Here is a 15351-nt window from a genome sequence, read left to right on the forward strand (position 1 = left end):
GAATCGAACCCGCATCATCAGCTTGGAAGGCTGAGGTAATAGCCATTATACGATGTACGCACATCGTCTTAACGAGAGTGATAATGCCACATCTAACTGAAAACGAAACCTTTTTCTTTCATTTTTATTCTAAGTGCTCGCATAACCACCACACCGCTAGTTTTTCAATCATGTTCGGCGTTTTCAGAGTGAATAAAATGTGACTAAACTCTCGCTAAACGGAGGGCGAGAAACAATGGAAAATCCCCCGCTATTTCTGTGACAAATTCGGTTTGATTTATAAACCAGTTTGTTGGTATTAGCTTGTCATAAAATCCATACAAATTAAGGAATTTTGAGTGTTAACATAAACTGATTTCTAATCGTGTTTTGGCGTCCGTTAATAACAATCAGAATGCATAAATTTAACTTATCAGCCAGTCAAAACATTCAGTAAACTAATCCCAAATGAGTAGAGTTATAGGCACTTCTAAGCCTTTGCAGAAAAAAGTAACGAGTTCAGTTGATAATTCACGCAAAAGTCTCGTCATTCCGTCTATCGTTTGGTACATTTGCCGCACATTTTGTCTCCCCTAAAATACCCATGCCTTCTCAGTTCCGAATTAACAAAATTGTTGAAATTGGTGATACTCTTCACCGCAGTGGTTGCGCTCCGTATAAGCTTGAAAAATATACACAATATTATGCTAAAAAGCATGGTGTGGATGTGATGATTCAAGCAACGCCAACCGCGATTAATTATCAGTTTCCAGACGATAACAACGCCGTTATTCTTAAGCGTCTAAAGCCTGCGTCAATTAACCTGAGTTTGTTGGCCAATACCATCATTCGTATTAACCAGCCAAGCAGTGAGCCTGTACCAGAGCCTGTCGGTTACTCTAAATTTGTGACGGCACTTGCCAATATGGGTATTCCTCCTGCGTATTTGATGCTGGTGGGCAGTACGTTGGAAGCGGTGGGCTTTTCTGCGTTATTGGGTTTGATGGTTTGGGTATGTCAGCAAGTTCTTCATTCACGTCGTGCTATCGCGGTTGAATTCATCTCGGCATTGTTAACGGGTATTTTTGTGGCGTTTTTGGCGAGCACAGGGTTGCCGATTCCGGTGTGGGCGTTGTGTATCGCCTCGATTGTCTTGTTTGTCCCTGGGTTATCCATAGCCAACGCATTAGAATGTTTGGCGTTTAATGACTTGGTTTCTGGTACCAGCTTGCTAGGGCAGAGCGCCTTAACCCTGATTAAGCTGTTTGTCGGGATTATCATGGGGCTAAACATCGGTGAAGCGATATGGGGGCAAGCGGTCTCCATCGACTATACCAATGCGGTACCGATGTGGATGCACATATCTGGCTTGGTGCTGATCTCTGTGTCTATCGGTGTAATGTTCAATGCTCGCCCTAAAGACATCTTACTTGGCTTACCCGTTGCGGTTCTCGGTATGTGGGGCCCGTTCTATCTAGGTTTTGATAGTGGTTGGGTTGTCGGTACTTGGGTAACCACGGTTCTTATTACTTTGTACGGGACTTGGATTGCCAAGAAGATGGAGCTCACGGGCTCTATTTATATCGTGCAAGGGATCATCATCTTGGTTCCGGGTAGCCGAGTATTGGTGAGTGCCAGCCAGTCGGTGTTTGAACAATCGATTTTGCCTATCCCGAGTATTGGTTTGTCGGCGTTATTCATGTTCTCTGCAATCGTGGCAGGGCAAATCACCGCTTACTCGATTTACTCACCAAAAGTCGAACGTTAAGCCGTTCCGCTTTTCAAACCTTTAAACAAACACAGCTTAGCGGCTGTGTTTGTTCGTTTTAGGTACTGCTCTTTTTTAAGACAATTAGCTCTCCGTAAAACTTGTTAGATTTATGCTCGCTAAGCCTGACAAGAGCCATTAAAATGGAACAAATTCTATTTAAATTAAGTATTAACGTATGTCTCTACCTCCTTGCCCGCAATGCCAATCTGAATATGTTTACCCAGACCAAAACAACCTAATCTGCCCTGAGTGCGCCTACGAATGGAACCCAGAAGAAGAGCGTTTAGAAAGAGAAGCCGCGCGTGTTAAGGACGTGAATGGCGTTGTATTGGAAAGTGGCGATAAAGTTACCTTCATTAAAGATCTAAAAATTAAAGGCAGTTCTAGCGTATTGAAAATTGGTACTAAAGCTGTGATTCGACGCATCAATGAAGGCAAAGATCACCAACTAGATTGCAAGCTGGATGGTGGCGGTGAAATGCTGGTTACGGCGAAGTACGTTAAGAAGCAGTAGTCGATAATAGGTCAAAATTGCGAGTCGCTCCTGAACTAAATAGCGTAGAAGCCGTTGGAGAATCAACATCATATGGACATGGTTAAAGCTGCTCTTTCACATTCAACGGCCTTTCATTACTATGTGAACGCTTGCGCTGAGGATGGGGTAGATATTTACACGGGGATTTCCGATGGCAGTGATGCCTATTTAGAAAGACGAATTGCTTATTCAAAAGGCGAGGGTTTGCCAGAAGGGTGGACGCCTGCTTCTACGTATTTTTGTATCGACTCTGGTCAAATCCTTGGTGTCATAAGAGTTCGTCATGGTACCAGTCCGCACATTCACGATGTTATTGGACATATCGGATATGAGACGCTGCCACAAGCCAGAGGGCGGGGTATCGCAAGTCATATGTTGTCTTGGGTTCAACGACACGTATTGACCGAAAGCGCTATTATTACGTGTGAGAGGGGCAATATTGCTTCGCAAAAGGTGATAGAGAAGTGCGGTGGACAATTCCTGAATACCTTTTATTCAGAGCAAGATAAACACGAAGTCTTACGTTACCAACTAGAACCAAAATGAACATTTAAGCGTGGCATTTTTGGTTGTGTCTGGGGCTCTGAATTCCGGCTTAAACGAAAATGAAACCATAGCCAATTATTGTTGGAGGTATTTTGAAGTATTCAACAAGACCGGCTCAGTCATCAGATTATGAATTTCTGTTTGAGCTCAAGAAAGCCGCTGAGTTTGAACCGATCAAAGCCGTATTTGGCTGGGATGAGCAAATTCAACGAGATATACACGCCGAAGAGTGGGCAGAAGAACGACCTGAAATCATTGAATATCAAGGCAAGGCGATTGGCAGTGTGTTGTTGCAAGACAAAGGCGAACACTTCTATTTTTGCCGATTCTTCTTACTGCCTGATTATCATGGAAAGGGCATTGGTAGCCAAGTACTGAAAGATTGCTTAACTAAGGCTGACAGCGTCAATAAACCCGTCGAACTTTGTTACCTAAAAGGTAATCGAGTTGGGGAGTTGTACTTGAGGTTTGGCTTTGAAATCACCTCTCAGAACGAGCAGTTTGTCTATATGTGGCGTAAATAGACACTCATTCAAAATGATCACACCGTGTCGGTAACTTGATAGGCACCTGACACTTATCTAACGTAAAACCTTGTAAAGCTCCCTATGCTTGATGACTAAGCGATTACACTTAGAAAAGATCGAGCGTAAGGGAGTGTGCAATGAATTATTACCCGACTTCAAAAATCGTGGGTGAACAAAGGTTTGGCTTTGGGCCAAAACTAGGTCAAACAACCTATTATTCTCCTGTAGAACAGTTGGATAAAAAGCCATTCGTTCACCAAGCTATACAAGACTTACCGAGTACTGAATCTACTCTGATTAAAGTAGGAGAGAATCGTGTACAACGAATGAAGGCCAAGGGTGACGAACAACAGATGCAAGCCACGAAGAAAGAAGCGCAGTCTTTTCTTCGAACGCAGTATCGACAACAAGCTCAAGCTCGCCACCTACAAAGTGTTGAAACTCCTTATGGTTTTCAAGAGCGCATCATTCAGTTTTGGAGCAATCACTTCGCCATCTCGGTCGATAATCGAAAACTGATGCCCTTGGCCGCCAGCATTGAAAACGATGTGGTTCGCCAGCATTGGAATGGTAACTTTGGCGAGATGCTGATGGCTTCTTCTAAACATCCTGCGATGCTTCTGTATCTCGATAATCAACTCTCGATTGGTCCCAATTCAAAAGTCGGAAAGCGCCGTAATAAGGGGCTCAATGAGAACCTCGCTCGTGAGATCTTAGAACTCCACACTCTTGGCGTTGACGGTTCTTATACTCAGCAAGATGTTATTGCTTTAGCAAAAGGCATTTCAGGCTGGGGCATTAAATTTAAATCTCCTGGTGCTGGGTTTCGATTTGCTAATAATCTGCATGAACCCGGAAGTATCACACTGCTTGGCAAGTCCTATTCTCAATCCGGCGTCTCGCAAGGAGAGTCGTGTTTAAAAACCTTAGCGACCCACAAAGACACTGCTGCGCACTTGGTTGATAAGCTTTGCCAGCATTTCATTGGCGACATATCTAAAGAACTCTCAGAGCAAATGGTTGCTGAATATCTGAAAGGCGAGGGAGATTTACTGCCTATCTATCGCTTGTTATTGAACAGCGCTGAGGCGAGTAAACCTAACCCTAATCGTTTTAGACCGCCGAAGGAGTGGCTGTTTGCCGTTCTTCGTAGTGCCGATATTTCTTTAAACGAGAAACAGGCATTCAATGCACTCAACAATTTAGGGCAGCCTCCTTTTAAACCGGGTTCACCTGCAGGCTGGTCGGATCAAGACAGAGACTACAATAGCCCTTCGGCGTTGACTCAACGTATGCAAGTTGCGAATAGGCTTGCGTCTGCTGCAATAAAATCGGCTAAAGCGTCAGGAGTTAAGCCGAAAGCGGTAGTGGATAAAGTGATCGCGGGTTTATATGGCGATGCTATTGATGAACACACCCAAATTGTATTGAACAAAGCCGACAGCGCTGCAATGCAACTTTCCCTGTTGTGGCTAAGTCCGCAGTTTCAATATCGTTAGGAGTGGGTATGAAAAAGTCAGATTGTTCTCAGAATAAAGCGCCACATAGTATTAACCGCCGCCAGTTCATGGGTATTGCGGCGGCTGTTGGCGTCAGTGCGATGCTGCCATTTCCAAGCTTTGCCAAAACAGGTTCAGACAATATCTTCATTTGGGTATCACTGCGTGGCGCGATGGATGGTTTAAATGTTGTAGTGCCGCATGCCGATCCGGATTACTCTAATTTGAGACCCAACATCGGATTAAAACCTGAACAGCTAGTGAAGTTGGATGATTTCTTTGGGCTTCATCCATCTCTAAAGCAGTGCCATCAATGGTATGAGATTAACGAACTCAGCTTTGTACACGCTTGTTCAACCGCTTATCGTGAGCGTTCACATTTTGATGGACAGAAGATATTAGAGAATGGTACTTCCGACCCGTTTAACACCGTAGGGTGGATTAACCGTTTACTCACGTTGAGCTCAGAAAAATACGATGGAATTGCGATTGATTCGGGCTTACCACTCATCATGCAGGGCGAATCGACCGTGGCAAGTTGGTACCCAAACCGCTTAAAAACACGCGATAAACAAACGGAATTGCTGGAAGAGTTGTTTCAAAGTGACCAAATGCTGTCTTCAAACTTTGAAAGTGTCATGAAGATAGATCAACTGGTGGGAGACCAAGGTGTCGGCAAACAGTTTAAATCATTGATGGGTAAAACAGGCGACATATTATCGGCTGATAACGGACCAAACATCGCAGCGTTAGAATTGGGTGGATGGGACACTCACGCCAATCAAGGCAACGTAAATGGACGGTTGAGTAATCAACTTAAAACTTTGGATGGTGGGTTAGCGGCTCTCAAGACTTCACTAGGTGATCGTTGGCAGAAGACAGTGATCATCGCGGCCAGTGAATTTGGTCGAACAGCAAAAGAAAACGGCACCAAAGGCACCGACCACGGCACTGGCAACGTCATGTTTGTTGCGGGTGGTGCGCTGCCATCGTTGAAAGGAGTGGGGGGTAAGGTTATTGCCAATTGGCCGGGCTTGAGCCAAAGCCAGCTATATGAGGGCCGAGACCTTAATCCAACGACTGATATGCGCTCGGTTATCAAGGGCGTGCTCTACCAACATTTATCGGTAGAAGTGAAACAACTCAACATTATCTTCCCTGATAGTGCCGATATTAGACCGATGAATCTTGTTTAGAGATTTACCAAGACCCTGTTAGATGCGATTCAGTCGTTTGAATCGCATTCTATTTCTGACTCGCTTGTTTACGATTTAATTGCCAACAGTGCTCCGAACGTCACTAAGCCAAATCCACACGCTTGATTAAGCCTTTTCTTTGCTCTCAATAGATGCTTTTGCAATGTACTCGAAGTAAACAGCATAGCGACAATCCCAAACCACAAGCCGTGAAGAACGATCATGTAAAGCCCATAGCCGAGTGCGACATGCTGGTTTTCTGCATCAGGTGAGATGACTTGGCTGAAGATGCTCAAAAAGAACAACATGGTTTTTGGGTTGAGCACGTTACATAAAAAGCCTTGGGCTAAATAGCGCCAAACACTAGTGCTTTGCTTTGTATCTTCGATAGGTGCAAGCTTGTTGTCTGCACTCAAGATACCTTTTAGTCCTAGATAAATAAGGTAGGCTGCACCTGCGTATCTAATCATGTCAAACAGCTGCTCATTCTGTGAGATTAAGTAACTGATCCCAAGTATTGAATAACTGATGTGAACACAAATCGCTAAACTCACACCGATTGCAGTCCAAATCCCTGCTTGTCTTCCTTGATTGACACTGTTTTTCAAAACTAAAACGAAATCAGCGCCTGGACTAATAACAATCAATAGTCCCAATACTGCTAGGCTTAACCACTCCATAATGACTCCAACTCTTTATATTTGATGAGCGAGCATTGTATGGTTTTTTATTGCTGCCTATAATCGAAATGAATTCCATCTATCTGTGAGAAAAAATCACACATGAGACATTTGAAAGCATTTCATATTTTCCACGTAGCAGCGCATTCGAGTAGTTACAGTGAAGCGGCGGATAAACTCAATATCACACATGGCGCGGTGAGTAAGCAGATCAAGGTATTGGAAAATCACTTATCCCAAGTTTTGTTCTACAAACAGGGCAGGAATGTGTGTCTCACCAAAGAAGGGGAATTACTCAAAGGTTACACAGAGCAAGCGTTCCAAGCCTTGGAGACTGGAGTCCATAAGCTTAATCAGCTGAATCATCAAGCGTTGGAAGTTTCATGCGAACCCACATTGACCATGCGTTGGTTAATGCCTCGACTCGGTGATTTCTATAACGAATCCGGAATTGATGTTCGATTGTCGACTGCTGGTGGGCCTGTGAACTTGAATGCGACAGGGCTCGATATGGCGATTCGCCGAGATGACTTTAAATTAACCGAGCGTTACGAACAGATACCACTAGTTGAAGAGTGGGTAGGCCCTGTGTGTTCCCCGGGTTATTGGCAGCAGGTAAAAGATAACTTAGATGATGTGAAATTACTGCACAGCAGTACACGGCCAGGTGCTTGGAGTCATTGGGGTGCTATCACTATAGATAAAGTTAATGGTGGAGAGTGGTCAAAAGCTCGAGCGAACCAAACATTTGCACACTTCTACTTTTGCTTTCAGGCGGCTGTCGATGGGTTAGGCATAGCGCTTGGGTCTTATCCACTTGTCGCCGACGATCTTGAAAGAGGTAACTTGATCGCGCCGTTTGGCTTCGTACCTTCTGGTCACCAGTACATATTGCTCACGCAAGATAGCAACCATGAAGAGCCAGAAAGCCCGTTTGTTGTTTGGCTGAAGAATGAGTTATCGCAGTGTGTTCCAACTTTATAGGAACGACATCCGACCTAGAAGTGTGCTTGTCTTATGTCAGGCTCTAGTTCGTTGTTGTGGAAATCACTCAATAGGCAAAGACAGCACACCGCCATTGAGTTCGACTTGTTTTAGCCATTCGGTTGGAATGCCTCCATCTTCCTCGTAGAAACACGCCGCTAATACCGCGCCAATTACAATTGCACGCCCGCAGCTGTCACCGCCACATAAGATGTTGTCGCGAATACCTTGTTGATAACTTTGAGCACCTGCAATGATGCGAATCAGCAAGGGAAATGCGGCACTCAGTTCACAATGCAATCCGAACTTCTTCGCGGCATCTGTTATTGAAAGTTTGGGATCAGCCAAAGCCATGTCGATTTGGTCGTGTACAAACTTGCTACAGGTTTGTCGCACCATTTCTACCGATTGCAGTGGAGAGTTGCCTTGAATTGCCGCTTGAACCAATAAGGTGATGGCTTGTGCCCATTCCACGGCTTTGTCGTTGTTGTTGGTCACTCGTACCGCACTCTCTACCATTGCTGGTAAGGTGTGAGAAGTATAAGTACATGCGATTAATGGAATGATCTTTGAGATTGTGGGGAGCTGTGTATCATCCGCACCACACGCTGTAATCGGAGCGTTTGCCAATTCTAATTGATGGATGTTCAACAAGCTCATACGAGTCGCTTTATCAATGTAGCCTTTCCAACTACCACCAAAATCAAACCAGAAGCGGAAGTGCTTGATGTAGCTCGCTTCATCGTATTTTTGGTTGTCGACTAAGCTATCGACCATCGCTAATAGCTGAGCACCATATTGCGATTGCTCGCCTGCGGTTTTTCCTTGGTGCGCAAAGTAGCCCTTGTCTTGATAATCGAACTGATTCGGTGAGCGAAATTCTGGCTCAAAACCCGCCACGTGCAAGATCCTCTCTTGGTCATACAACCAATGCAGCCCCATGGAAGCGGCGTCTCCAACCAATGCGCCAACAACGGCGTAAAAAGCTCTTTCTTTATGATTGTCCATGCTGAGTGAAGTCCTTGAGAAGATCCAATGGAATTTGATACTTCAAGTATAGTGACTAAATGATGGGTTTGCTGTGTTTCAGTAGAGAGTTTTCAAGCAATTAATCCTGATTGGTCAATGAGTTAAACCAATCAGGGTAAGTGGATGAATATTATGACTTAGGTGGCTATGTTGACATCTAACAGACGCTTGAATACACGTCTAAATAAACAATGACACTAGCGGTTAAGGTAAACACTCGAGCGTTGTTCAATGACTTTGAAAATACGTGAAAGGGTGAAACATAACGCGAAGTAAACCGCACCAACAATCAGCCAGATCTCGAAGATCAAACCGGAAGAGTTCGCCATTTCAGTGCCAACAAATGTCATCTCTTGAATCGAAATCAGGGATACAATCGAGGTATCTTTTACTAGAGAAATTGCCTGACCTGCTAAAGGCGGTGTGATGGCCGTTAATACTTGCGGGCCAACCACAAATCGATACTTAGACAACGCCGATAAGCCGAGTGAATCGGCCGCTTCCCATTGCCCTTTAGGAATACTTTCTAAGCCAGCTCGAATCACTTCTGCGATGTAAGCCGAAGAGAGCAAACCAATACAGATAACACCAGACGCCAAGTTTTCCCAAAGGTTAGCAGGACCAAACAGAAAGGCTTGAACAGCGTTAATCTCGCCGTTGTGTTCACGTAAGATACTTTCTAAACCAAGTAATGGAATCAGTTGGTTAGAAACGAAGAAATAGAATATGAAGACAAAAACCAGTGGTGGAATATTTCGAACCAGTTGGATAAAAATCAGTGCAGGCGTACGAAAGAAAGCAATTTTAGAGTGCCTAGCAACGCCAAGTAATGTGCCAAAAGAGAGTGCTAAAACCATGCTCCAAACACTCAAGCGCAGTGTCGCGATCAAGCCTTGGAAAAAGTAAGGAATATTGCCTTGAGAAGGCGGAATGAAAATCAGGGTAAACGCATCTTCCCAGCGCCAATGGTAGTTAATACCAACAGCGGAACGATAATAAAGCCAACCTGCGAACGCGAAAATGATCGCAAACAACACTCCATCTAATAGATTGAGGCGTTGATACCAAGGCTTCGTGTGAAGGTTGGGCTTGGGCGTTGATAATGCGCTAGTACTACTCACGTCATTCCTGTTTAAACAATGATAATTAATATGCTGTGAGAGTGGCTATGAGTTTATAGCTATCTCGGGTGTTTCTTAAAAGACAGTACCAGCAAGGTACTGCCTTGATTGGTTCTTTAGCGTCTAATTGGCAGTTGATTATTGACCTTGAGCAATCTGGTCTTGCCAATCTAGAGTAGAGAACCAGTACTCGTAACGCTCTTTCAACCAACCGTCTTCAGTACGTGCTTTGATCCACTCGTTGAAGAATTCTGTCTTGTCAGTTTCACCTAGGCGAACTGCAAATGCTTCATTACCTTTTGATAGGCGTTCTTCGAATGGAATAAATAGCGTGTCTGCGTTTTTAATCGCTTCATGTTCTGGTTTCGGGCTAGACGCGATCACCGCGTGCGCGTTGCCGTTTAACACTTCTTGGAATGCTTGAGCATCGTCATCGAACTGTAGAACTTTCGCTTTAGGGAAGGTTTCACGAGCCACTTGAACTGTGAACGCACCACGACGCGCAGCGATTTTTACACGGCGAGAATCAAAATCAGAGATTTGTGTATAACCTTCTGCTAGCTCTTTATTCGCCGCCAGTTGGACGCCGGAGTGCGAGTAAGGTTCAGTGAACAATACGCTTTTAGCGCGAGCTTCAGTGATAGACATACCGCCAATGATTACATCAAACTTGTTCGAAAGTAGAGAAGGGATGATGCCGTCCCATGCCGTAGGAACGAACTCGACTTTCCAACCCGAATCTTCGGCAAGGCGTTTCGCCACGTCGATTTCAAAGCCAACAAGATCGCCTTGTTTGTTACGCATCGCCCAAGGAACAAACGTCGACATACCAACGCGTAGAGAGCCACGTTCGTTGATTTTGTCTAGGTTAGGCGTTTCAGAAGCAAGAGCAGGCAAACTGACGGCAAGCGCAAGTAGGGCTGTAATTGCGGTTTTAAATAGCTTCATGCTGATAAATCCTTATTGTGTTCGCCAGTTAGCTCCGAGCTTATGCTCAAGCCAAGCAGCAACGGCAGAAAGTGAAAGTGTAAGAGCAAGATAAATGATCGCCACAGAGAACCAAATCTCGAATGGCATCGCGGTTTCAGAAACAATGTTTCTGGCTTCAGTCGTCAGGTCAAAAATAGCCATGACACTCACAATTGAAGAGTTTTTAATAAGAGAGATCACTTCATTGGTCAAAGGTGGCAAGGTGCGTTGCACCACCTGAGGAAGAATCACATCCCAGTAAGTATAGGTCTTTGATAAGCCCAAGGATTGAGCTGCTTCAAATTGTCCTCTCGCAATACCATTTAAACCAGCACGAAATATCTCGGCGGTGTAAGCGCCTTGGAAAAGTGCCAAGGCTAAAACGGCAGTACTAAAGCGATCGAGCCCTAATACGGGGCCAAATACAAAATAGAGCAAATAAATTTGTACTAATAACGGCGTGTTACGAATCAACTCAACATAGCTGGTGGCCAAGGTGCGTCCAACCACAGAATTTGAGTTTCTCAATAGCGCCGTCGTTAAGCCGATGATCAGTGTCGCGACCAAAGAAATCAGAGAGATATTGATGGTAACCAGTAGCCCTTCAACTAACACTGCAGGCCACCATTCGCCATCTTCATAGAAAGCAATATAGTCCGGCACGCGCTCCCATTGCCAGCTGTATCCCATGGTTTGTGCGCCAGAATCGAGAATCCAGACAACAGCGGCCACTAGTACAACAATTTGTATTAGAGCGGAAAGGGCTGGTTTAATAATTCGAATCAACATCAATAAGTCAGGATCTGATTTAGGAACGCTTGAGTACGTTCATGTTGAGGGTTTTCAAAGAGCGCTTGTGGGGTATTCGATTCCACAATTTGTCCTTCATCCATGAAGATAACGCGGTCGGCCACTTGTTTTGCAAAGCCCATTTCGTGGGTGACACACACCATGGTGATGCCTTCGCTCGCCAGTTCAACCATCACATCGAGTACTTCGTTGATCATCTCCGGATCAAGCGCTGAAGTGGGTTCATCGAACAAGAGTAATTCCGGCTTCATACACAGAGAACGGGCGATAGCCACACGTTGTTGCTGGCCGCCAGAAAGTTGCACTGGGTATTTGTTGGCTTGTTCTGCAATGTGCACACGCTCGAGATAGTGCATTGCTATCTTTTCGGCTTCTTGTTTGCTTTTTTTAAGCGTACGAATTGGAGAAAGAGTAAGGTTCTCAAGCACGGTAAGATGGGGGAATAAATGAAAGTGCTGAAACACCATTCCGACTTGGCCCGGTGTGTTGAACTTACTCGGGAGCACTTGTTCTAGCACGGAAAGTTCGCCACTTTCGAAAGGCTCTAGCTGATTGATACAACGGATCAATGTTGATTTACCCGAACCAGACGGCCCGCAAATCACCACTATCTCTCCTTGTTCAATATTTAAATCGATACCCTTTAGGGCATGAAAATCACCATACCACTTGTTAAGTGACTTAAACTTAACCATTTCCTTGAGATTGTTCAAATCGTTGTTCATACCTAGTAAAGAGACAGGTTTACCTTAACAATATAGAAATATGATTGCACATAAAATTAGGGACTTATGAGAATTTAATAGCATCTTGTAGGGCAAATTAAAAAGCAGCGCTCAAAATGAACGCTGCTTCTGTTGTACGAAAGAAAAAAGTAATGGGTTCAGTCAGATGTGAAAATTCATCGTTGTATGACCAATATCTTTACTTTCTCTCTATTTTCCCGATTCTTAGTGAATCGCAGACTCTAGAATCTCACGTGTTTTCTCTGGCGTGATTGCTTGGTTCTCACCAAGTTGTAGGTAGCCGTGTGATTCAAGTTGAGCAACAACATTGTCAATCGCCGTTGCTTTGTTTGTTTCGTAGCCGTCGAACATGGTTGCTACGTCTAGGCTGTGGTAGAAAGCTTCGATTGCAGCAATAGTGCGCTCTGCTAAATCGGCACCCGCTTCTAGGCCAAATACGTTGCGACCCATTTGCTCTAGCTTGCCACGCTTCGCTTCGATTTGATTACGAAGTAGTGAAGGTTGAACAATCGCAAGAGAACGCGCGTGGTCTACGTGCCATAGTGCTGTGAACTCATGGCCAATCATGTGTGTTGCCCAATCTTGAGGAACGCCAGTACCAATCAGGCCGTTAAGCGCTTGGTTTGCAGTCCACATTAGGTTTGCACGCCATGCGTCGTTGTCACGCTCGTCGTATTGCTTACCCAGTACAAGTAGGTTCTTAAGCAGTGTTTCTGCGTAACCGTCTTGAACCATCGCGTCTGTTGGCATTGTGATGTATTGCTCACATACGTGAACCCACGCATCAACTAGACCGTTGATCAGTTGGCGCTCTGGCAGAGACTTCATTACGTCTGGGTCCATAACCGCAAACTTAGGTTGTACTGCAGGGTTCATGAACGCCAGTTTCTCTTGAGTCTCTTTACGAGTGATTACCGCACCCATGTTAGATTCAGAACCTGTCGCAGGAAGTGTCAGTACCGCACCAATTGGTGTCGCTTCGGTTACTTGGTGTTTACCCGCTAGGATATCCCAACCGTCGCCGTCGTATTTAGCCGCTGCAGCAACGTACTTAGAACCGTCGATTACCGAACCACCGCCAACAGCGATAATGAATTCTACGTTTTCTTCTTTAACAAGAGCGACGGCTTTGTCTAGCGTCTCTTTCGTTGGGTTTGCTTCAACGCCAGAGAACTCAATCCAAGAGTGATCTTTTAAAGCTTCTACAACTTGGTCGTATACACCGTTGCTCTTGATTGAACCGCCACCATAGATGACCAGTACTTTCTTCGAAGTATCAACAGCTTGGCTGATAGCGTTGATTTGGCCTTGGCCGAAATGGATAACAGTAGGGTTAACGTAAGTAAATTGCATCAGAGATTCCTTGTGTAAAGCGAAATTTGTTATTTTGGTTTATTGCTCAATTTCTATATTTGCATATTAGTACAGTAATCTAGGTCAATGAAGAGCTGTTCCTCCAAATAAATTGCCTATTTCTACAAACTTGATATTCTTCCTCTGCTTTAGCTTACTTACTCTTAGCACTTAGAATGGAAAGTCGCCACTTATGAAAACACTCGCGCAGTTGTTACAGTCTTATGTAGAACACAAAGGTTGGGATGATCTCGAAGGGATCAGAGAAACTGAAATTGGCGGTGTGTGGTTGTATAGAAGCAGTGGAGGGAATCAGCGTCAGCCATTTACTTACCAGTCTGGCATTATCATGCTCGGACAGGGTAAAAAGAACATCTATATTGGCGACAGACCCGTTACTTACGCGGCTGGTGATTACCTTGTGGTGGGTGTGCCAATGCCGTTAGAGTGCGAAGCCTTGCCTGTTAATGGTGAACCATTGCTTGGCTTGTCGATTAGCATTGATTCTCAACGCTTGCATAGCTTAGTCAAAAAGCTCGAAGATCAAGGCTTCTTAGAGAGCTACTGCAACAAGCACAAACAGAACTCGAGTGGCTTAGAATCGACGCCAATGGAAGAGCAAATGCTAGAGAGCTTTACCCGATTGGTGAAAACGCTGCATTGCGACATTGAGGCCAACATATTGGGCGATGCCATGGTAACGGAGATTGTCTACCGCGCATTAACCGGTTCAGAAGGGCGTGTGCTGTTTGATTTAGCTCATCATGATGGCCATTACGCACGTGTTGCCAAAGCGCTGTCTAAAGTGCATGAAGAGTACGACCAAACCATCACCGTTCAATCGCTTGCTGACGAAGCCAACATGAGCGTGTCTGCCTTCCACAATGCATTCCGTAATGTCACCTTTGAATCACCTCTTCAATACTTGAAAAAGGTTAGACTTAATAAAGCCAAAGAGCTGATTCAACTAGAAGGCCTTCGTATTAGTGATGCTGCACGTCGAGTCGGTTACTCCAGCCCATCTCAATTTAGCCGCGAATTTAAGCGCCACTTCAATACTACTCCAAGAGCGGTTTAGTTCTTCTTTCAACGAAACTATGTGTTGAGAGCTATAATGCCAAAAGCTATGGTGACGATTGCTCATATTTGTTGAATTATATGAGTAAATGTATCTAATCATAGGCATTGTCAGATTGTAGGTATTTGATTCTCGAATATATTATTAACGTACTTATATAAAATAAGCTCTCGAAAATAATTAATTAAATAGCCTAAGAGTTTATGCACAGGTATAGGGGAGAAACTCACTAACTTAGCTATTAACGAAGTTTTAGTGTGAACAACCTATCAAATATTATCTAAAATTCTGGAATTACTCACCGTACTATCAGAGAGAGTATTCAGGATTATTGAATAGACTTAAAATTAAAGATAATTTAGCAGTTGATAAAGCCTAGTACGACGGATAATTAGTCGTTTGATGACTAATTATTCTGTAACTTGCTGATTTATAGTCAACTGAGAGTCTGATGGATATCACGTTTACCCTAAAATAATTCACTTAACATGGCGCTACTTTAATCATTCTTCCAAATACGATTGTTAA

At 44.3% G+C, this 15351-nt stretch carries 15 protein-coding genes; 8 read left to right on the forward strand and 7 right to left on the reverse strand.

Annotation, left to right across the window (positions count from 1 at the left end; translation table 11 throughout):
* The first annotated feature begins 583 nt into the window (after window positions 1-583).
* From AB6F11_RS17190 to AB6F11_RS17215, 6 genes are all read left to right on the forward strand, one after another.
* The gene (locus AB6F11_RS17190) at window positions 584-1747 is read left to right on the forward strand and encodes a threonine/serine exporter family protein (RefSeq protein ID WP_017058966.1); all 1164 of its coding nucleotides are present in this window, start codon (window positions 584-586) and stop codon (window positions 1745-1747) included.
* 178 nt (window positions 1748-1925) lie between these two features.
* Window positions 1926-2264: a zinc ribbon domain-containing protein YjdM gene (locus AB6F11_RS17195; protein ID WP_004731484.1), complete on the forward strand. Its 339-nt coding sequence runs from the start codon at window positions 1926-1928 to the stop codon at window positions 2262-2264.
* A gap of 72 nt (window positions 2265-2336) precedes the next feature.
* Window positions 2337-2831 carry a GNAT family N-acetyltransferase gene (locus AB6F11_RS17200; protein ID WP_017069746.1) on the forward strand — a complete coding sequence of 165 codons (495 nt, stop codon included), beginning with the start codon at window positions 2337-2339 and terminating at the stop codon, window positions 2829-2831.
* 92 nt (window positions 2832-2923) lie between these two features.
* Window positions 2924-3355, forward strand: coding sequence for a GNAT family N-acetyltransferase (locus AB6F11_RS17205; protein ID WP_104216147.1), 432 nt, complete (start codon window positions 2924-2926; stop codon window positions 3353-3355).
* Between the two features lie 140 nt (window positions 3356-3495).
* Entirely contained in the window at window positions 3496-4857 is a 1362-nt protein-coding gene (locus AB6F11_RS17210) for a DUF1800 family protein (protein WP_104216148.1), read from the forward strand.
* An 8-nt stretch (window positions 4858-4865) separates the two neighbouring features.
* A complete protein-coding gene (locus AB6F11_RS17215) occupies window positions 4866-6053 on the forward strand; it encodes a DUF1501 domain-containing protein (RefSeq protein WP_104216149.1) in 1188 nt (395 codons plus the stop codon).
* Between the two features lie 68 nt (window positions 6054-6121).
* Here the strand turns inward: AB6F11_RS17215 and AB6F11_RS17220 are convergent, their stop codons facing one another.
* Complete coding sequence (locus AB6F11_RS17220; protein ID WP_102394538.1) at window positions 6122-6733, reverse strand: LysE family translocator; 612 nt, start codon at window positions 6731-6733, stop codon at window positions 6122-6124.
* Between the two features lie 102 nt (window positions 6734-6835).
* On the opposite strand from AB6F11_RS17220, the gene AB6F11_RS17225 reads away from it, so the two are divergent.
* A complete protein-coding gene (locus AB6F11_RS17225; RefSeq protein WP_017062668.1) occupies window positions 6836-7717 on the forward strand; it encodes a LysR substrate-binding domain-containing protein in 882 nt (293 codons plus the stop codon).
* Between the two features lie 63 nt (window positions 7718-7780).
* Here AB6F11_RS17225 and AB6F11_RS17230 read toward each other — a convergent pair whose 3' ends face one another.
* The 6 genes from AB6F11_RS17230 to AB6F11_RS17255 all read right to left on the reverse strand — a co-directional run bounded on the left by AB6F11_RS17230 (window position 7781) and on the right by AB6F11_RS17255 (window position 13745).
* The gene (locus AB6F11_RS17230) at window positions 7781-8725 is read right to left on the reverse strand and encodes an ADP-ribosylglycohydrolase family protein (protein WP_104216150.1); all 945 of its coding nucleotides are present in this window, start codon (window positions 8723-8725) and stop codon (window positions 7781-7783) included.
* Between the two features lie 218 nt (window positions 8726-8943).
* The gene (locus AB6F11_RS17235) at window positions 8944-9867 is read right to left on the reverse strand and encodes an amino acid ABC transporter permease (RefSeq protein ID WP_102320750.1); all 924 of its coding nucleotides are present in this window, start codon (window positions 9865-9867) and stop codon (window positions 8944-8946) included.
* 138 nt (window positions 9868-10005) lie between these two features.
* Window positions 10006-10815 carry a transporter substrate-binding domain-containing protein gene (locus AB6F11_RS17240; RefSeq protein WP_017062665.1) on the reverse strand — a complete coding sequence of 270 codons (810 nt, stop codon included), beginning with the start codon at window positions 10813-10815 and terminating at the stop codon, window positions 10006-10008.
* Window positions 10816-10827: 12 nt separating this feature from the next.
* Window positions 10828-11625 (reverse strand): amino acid ABC transporter permease, encoded by a 798-nt coding sequence (locus AB6F11_RS17245; protein ID WP_104216151.1) that lies wholly within the window; start codon window positions 11623-11625, stop codon window positions 10828-10830.
* Entirely contained in the window at window positions 11625-12371 is a 747-nt protein-coding gene (locus AB6F11_RS17250) for an amino acid ABC transporter ATP-binding protein (RefSeq protein WP_029224268.1), read from the reverse strand. Before AB6F11_RS17250 ends, AB6F11_RS17245 begins: the two co-directional genes overlap by 1 nt.
* Window positions 12372-12596: 225 nt before the next feature.
* Window positions 12597-13745, reverse strand: a complete 1149-nt coding sequence (locus tag AB6F11_RS17255) for an iron-containing alcohol dehydrogenase (protein WP_104216152.1) — start codon at window positions 13743-13745, stop codon at window positions 12597-12599.
* 193 nt (window positions 13746-13938) lie between these two features.
* Between AB6F11_RS17255 and AB6F11_RS17260 the strand changes: the two genes are divergently transcribed.
* Window positions 13939-14823, forward strand: coding sequence for an AraC family transcriptional regulator (locus tag AB6F11_RS17260; RefSeq protein ID WP_017081508.1), 885 nt, complete (start codon window positions 13939-13941; stop codon window positions 14821-14823).
* Window positions 14824-15351 lie beyond the last annotated feature (528 nt).

Origin of the sequence: Vibrio sp. 10N.247.311.14 (assembly GCF_041467715.1) — a bacterium.
Taxonomy (GTDB): Bacteria; Pseudomonadota; Gammaproteobacteria; order Enterobacterales; family Vibrionaceae; genus Vibrio; species Vibrio crassostreae_C.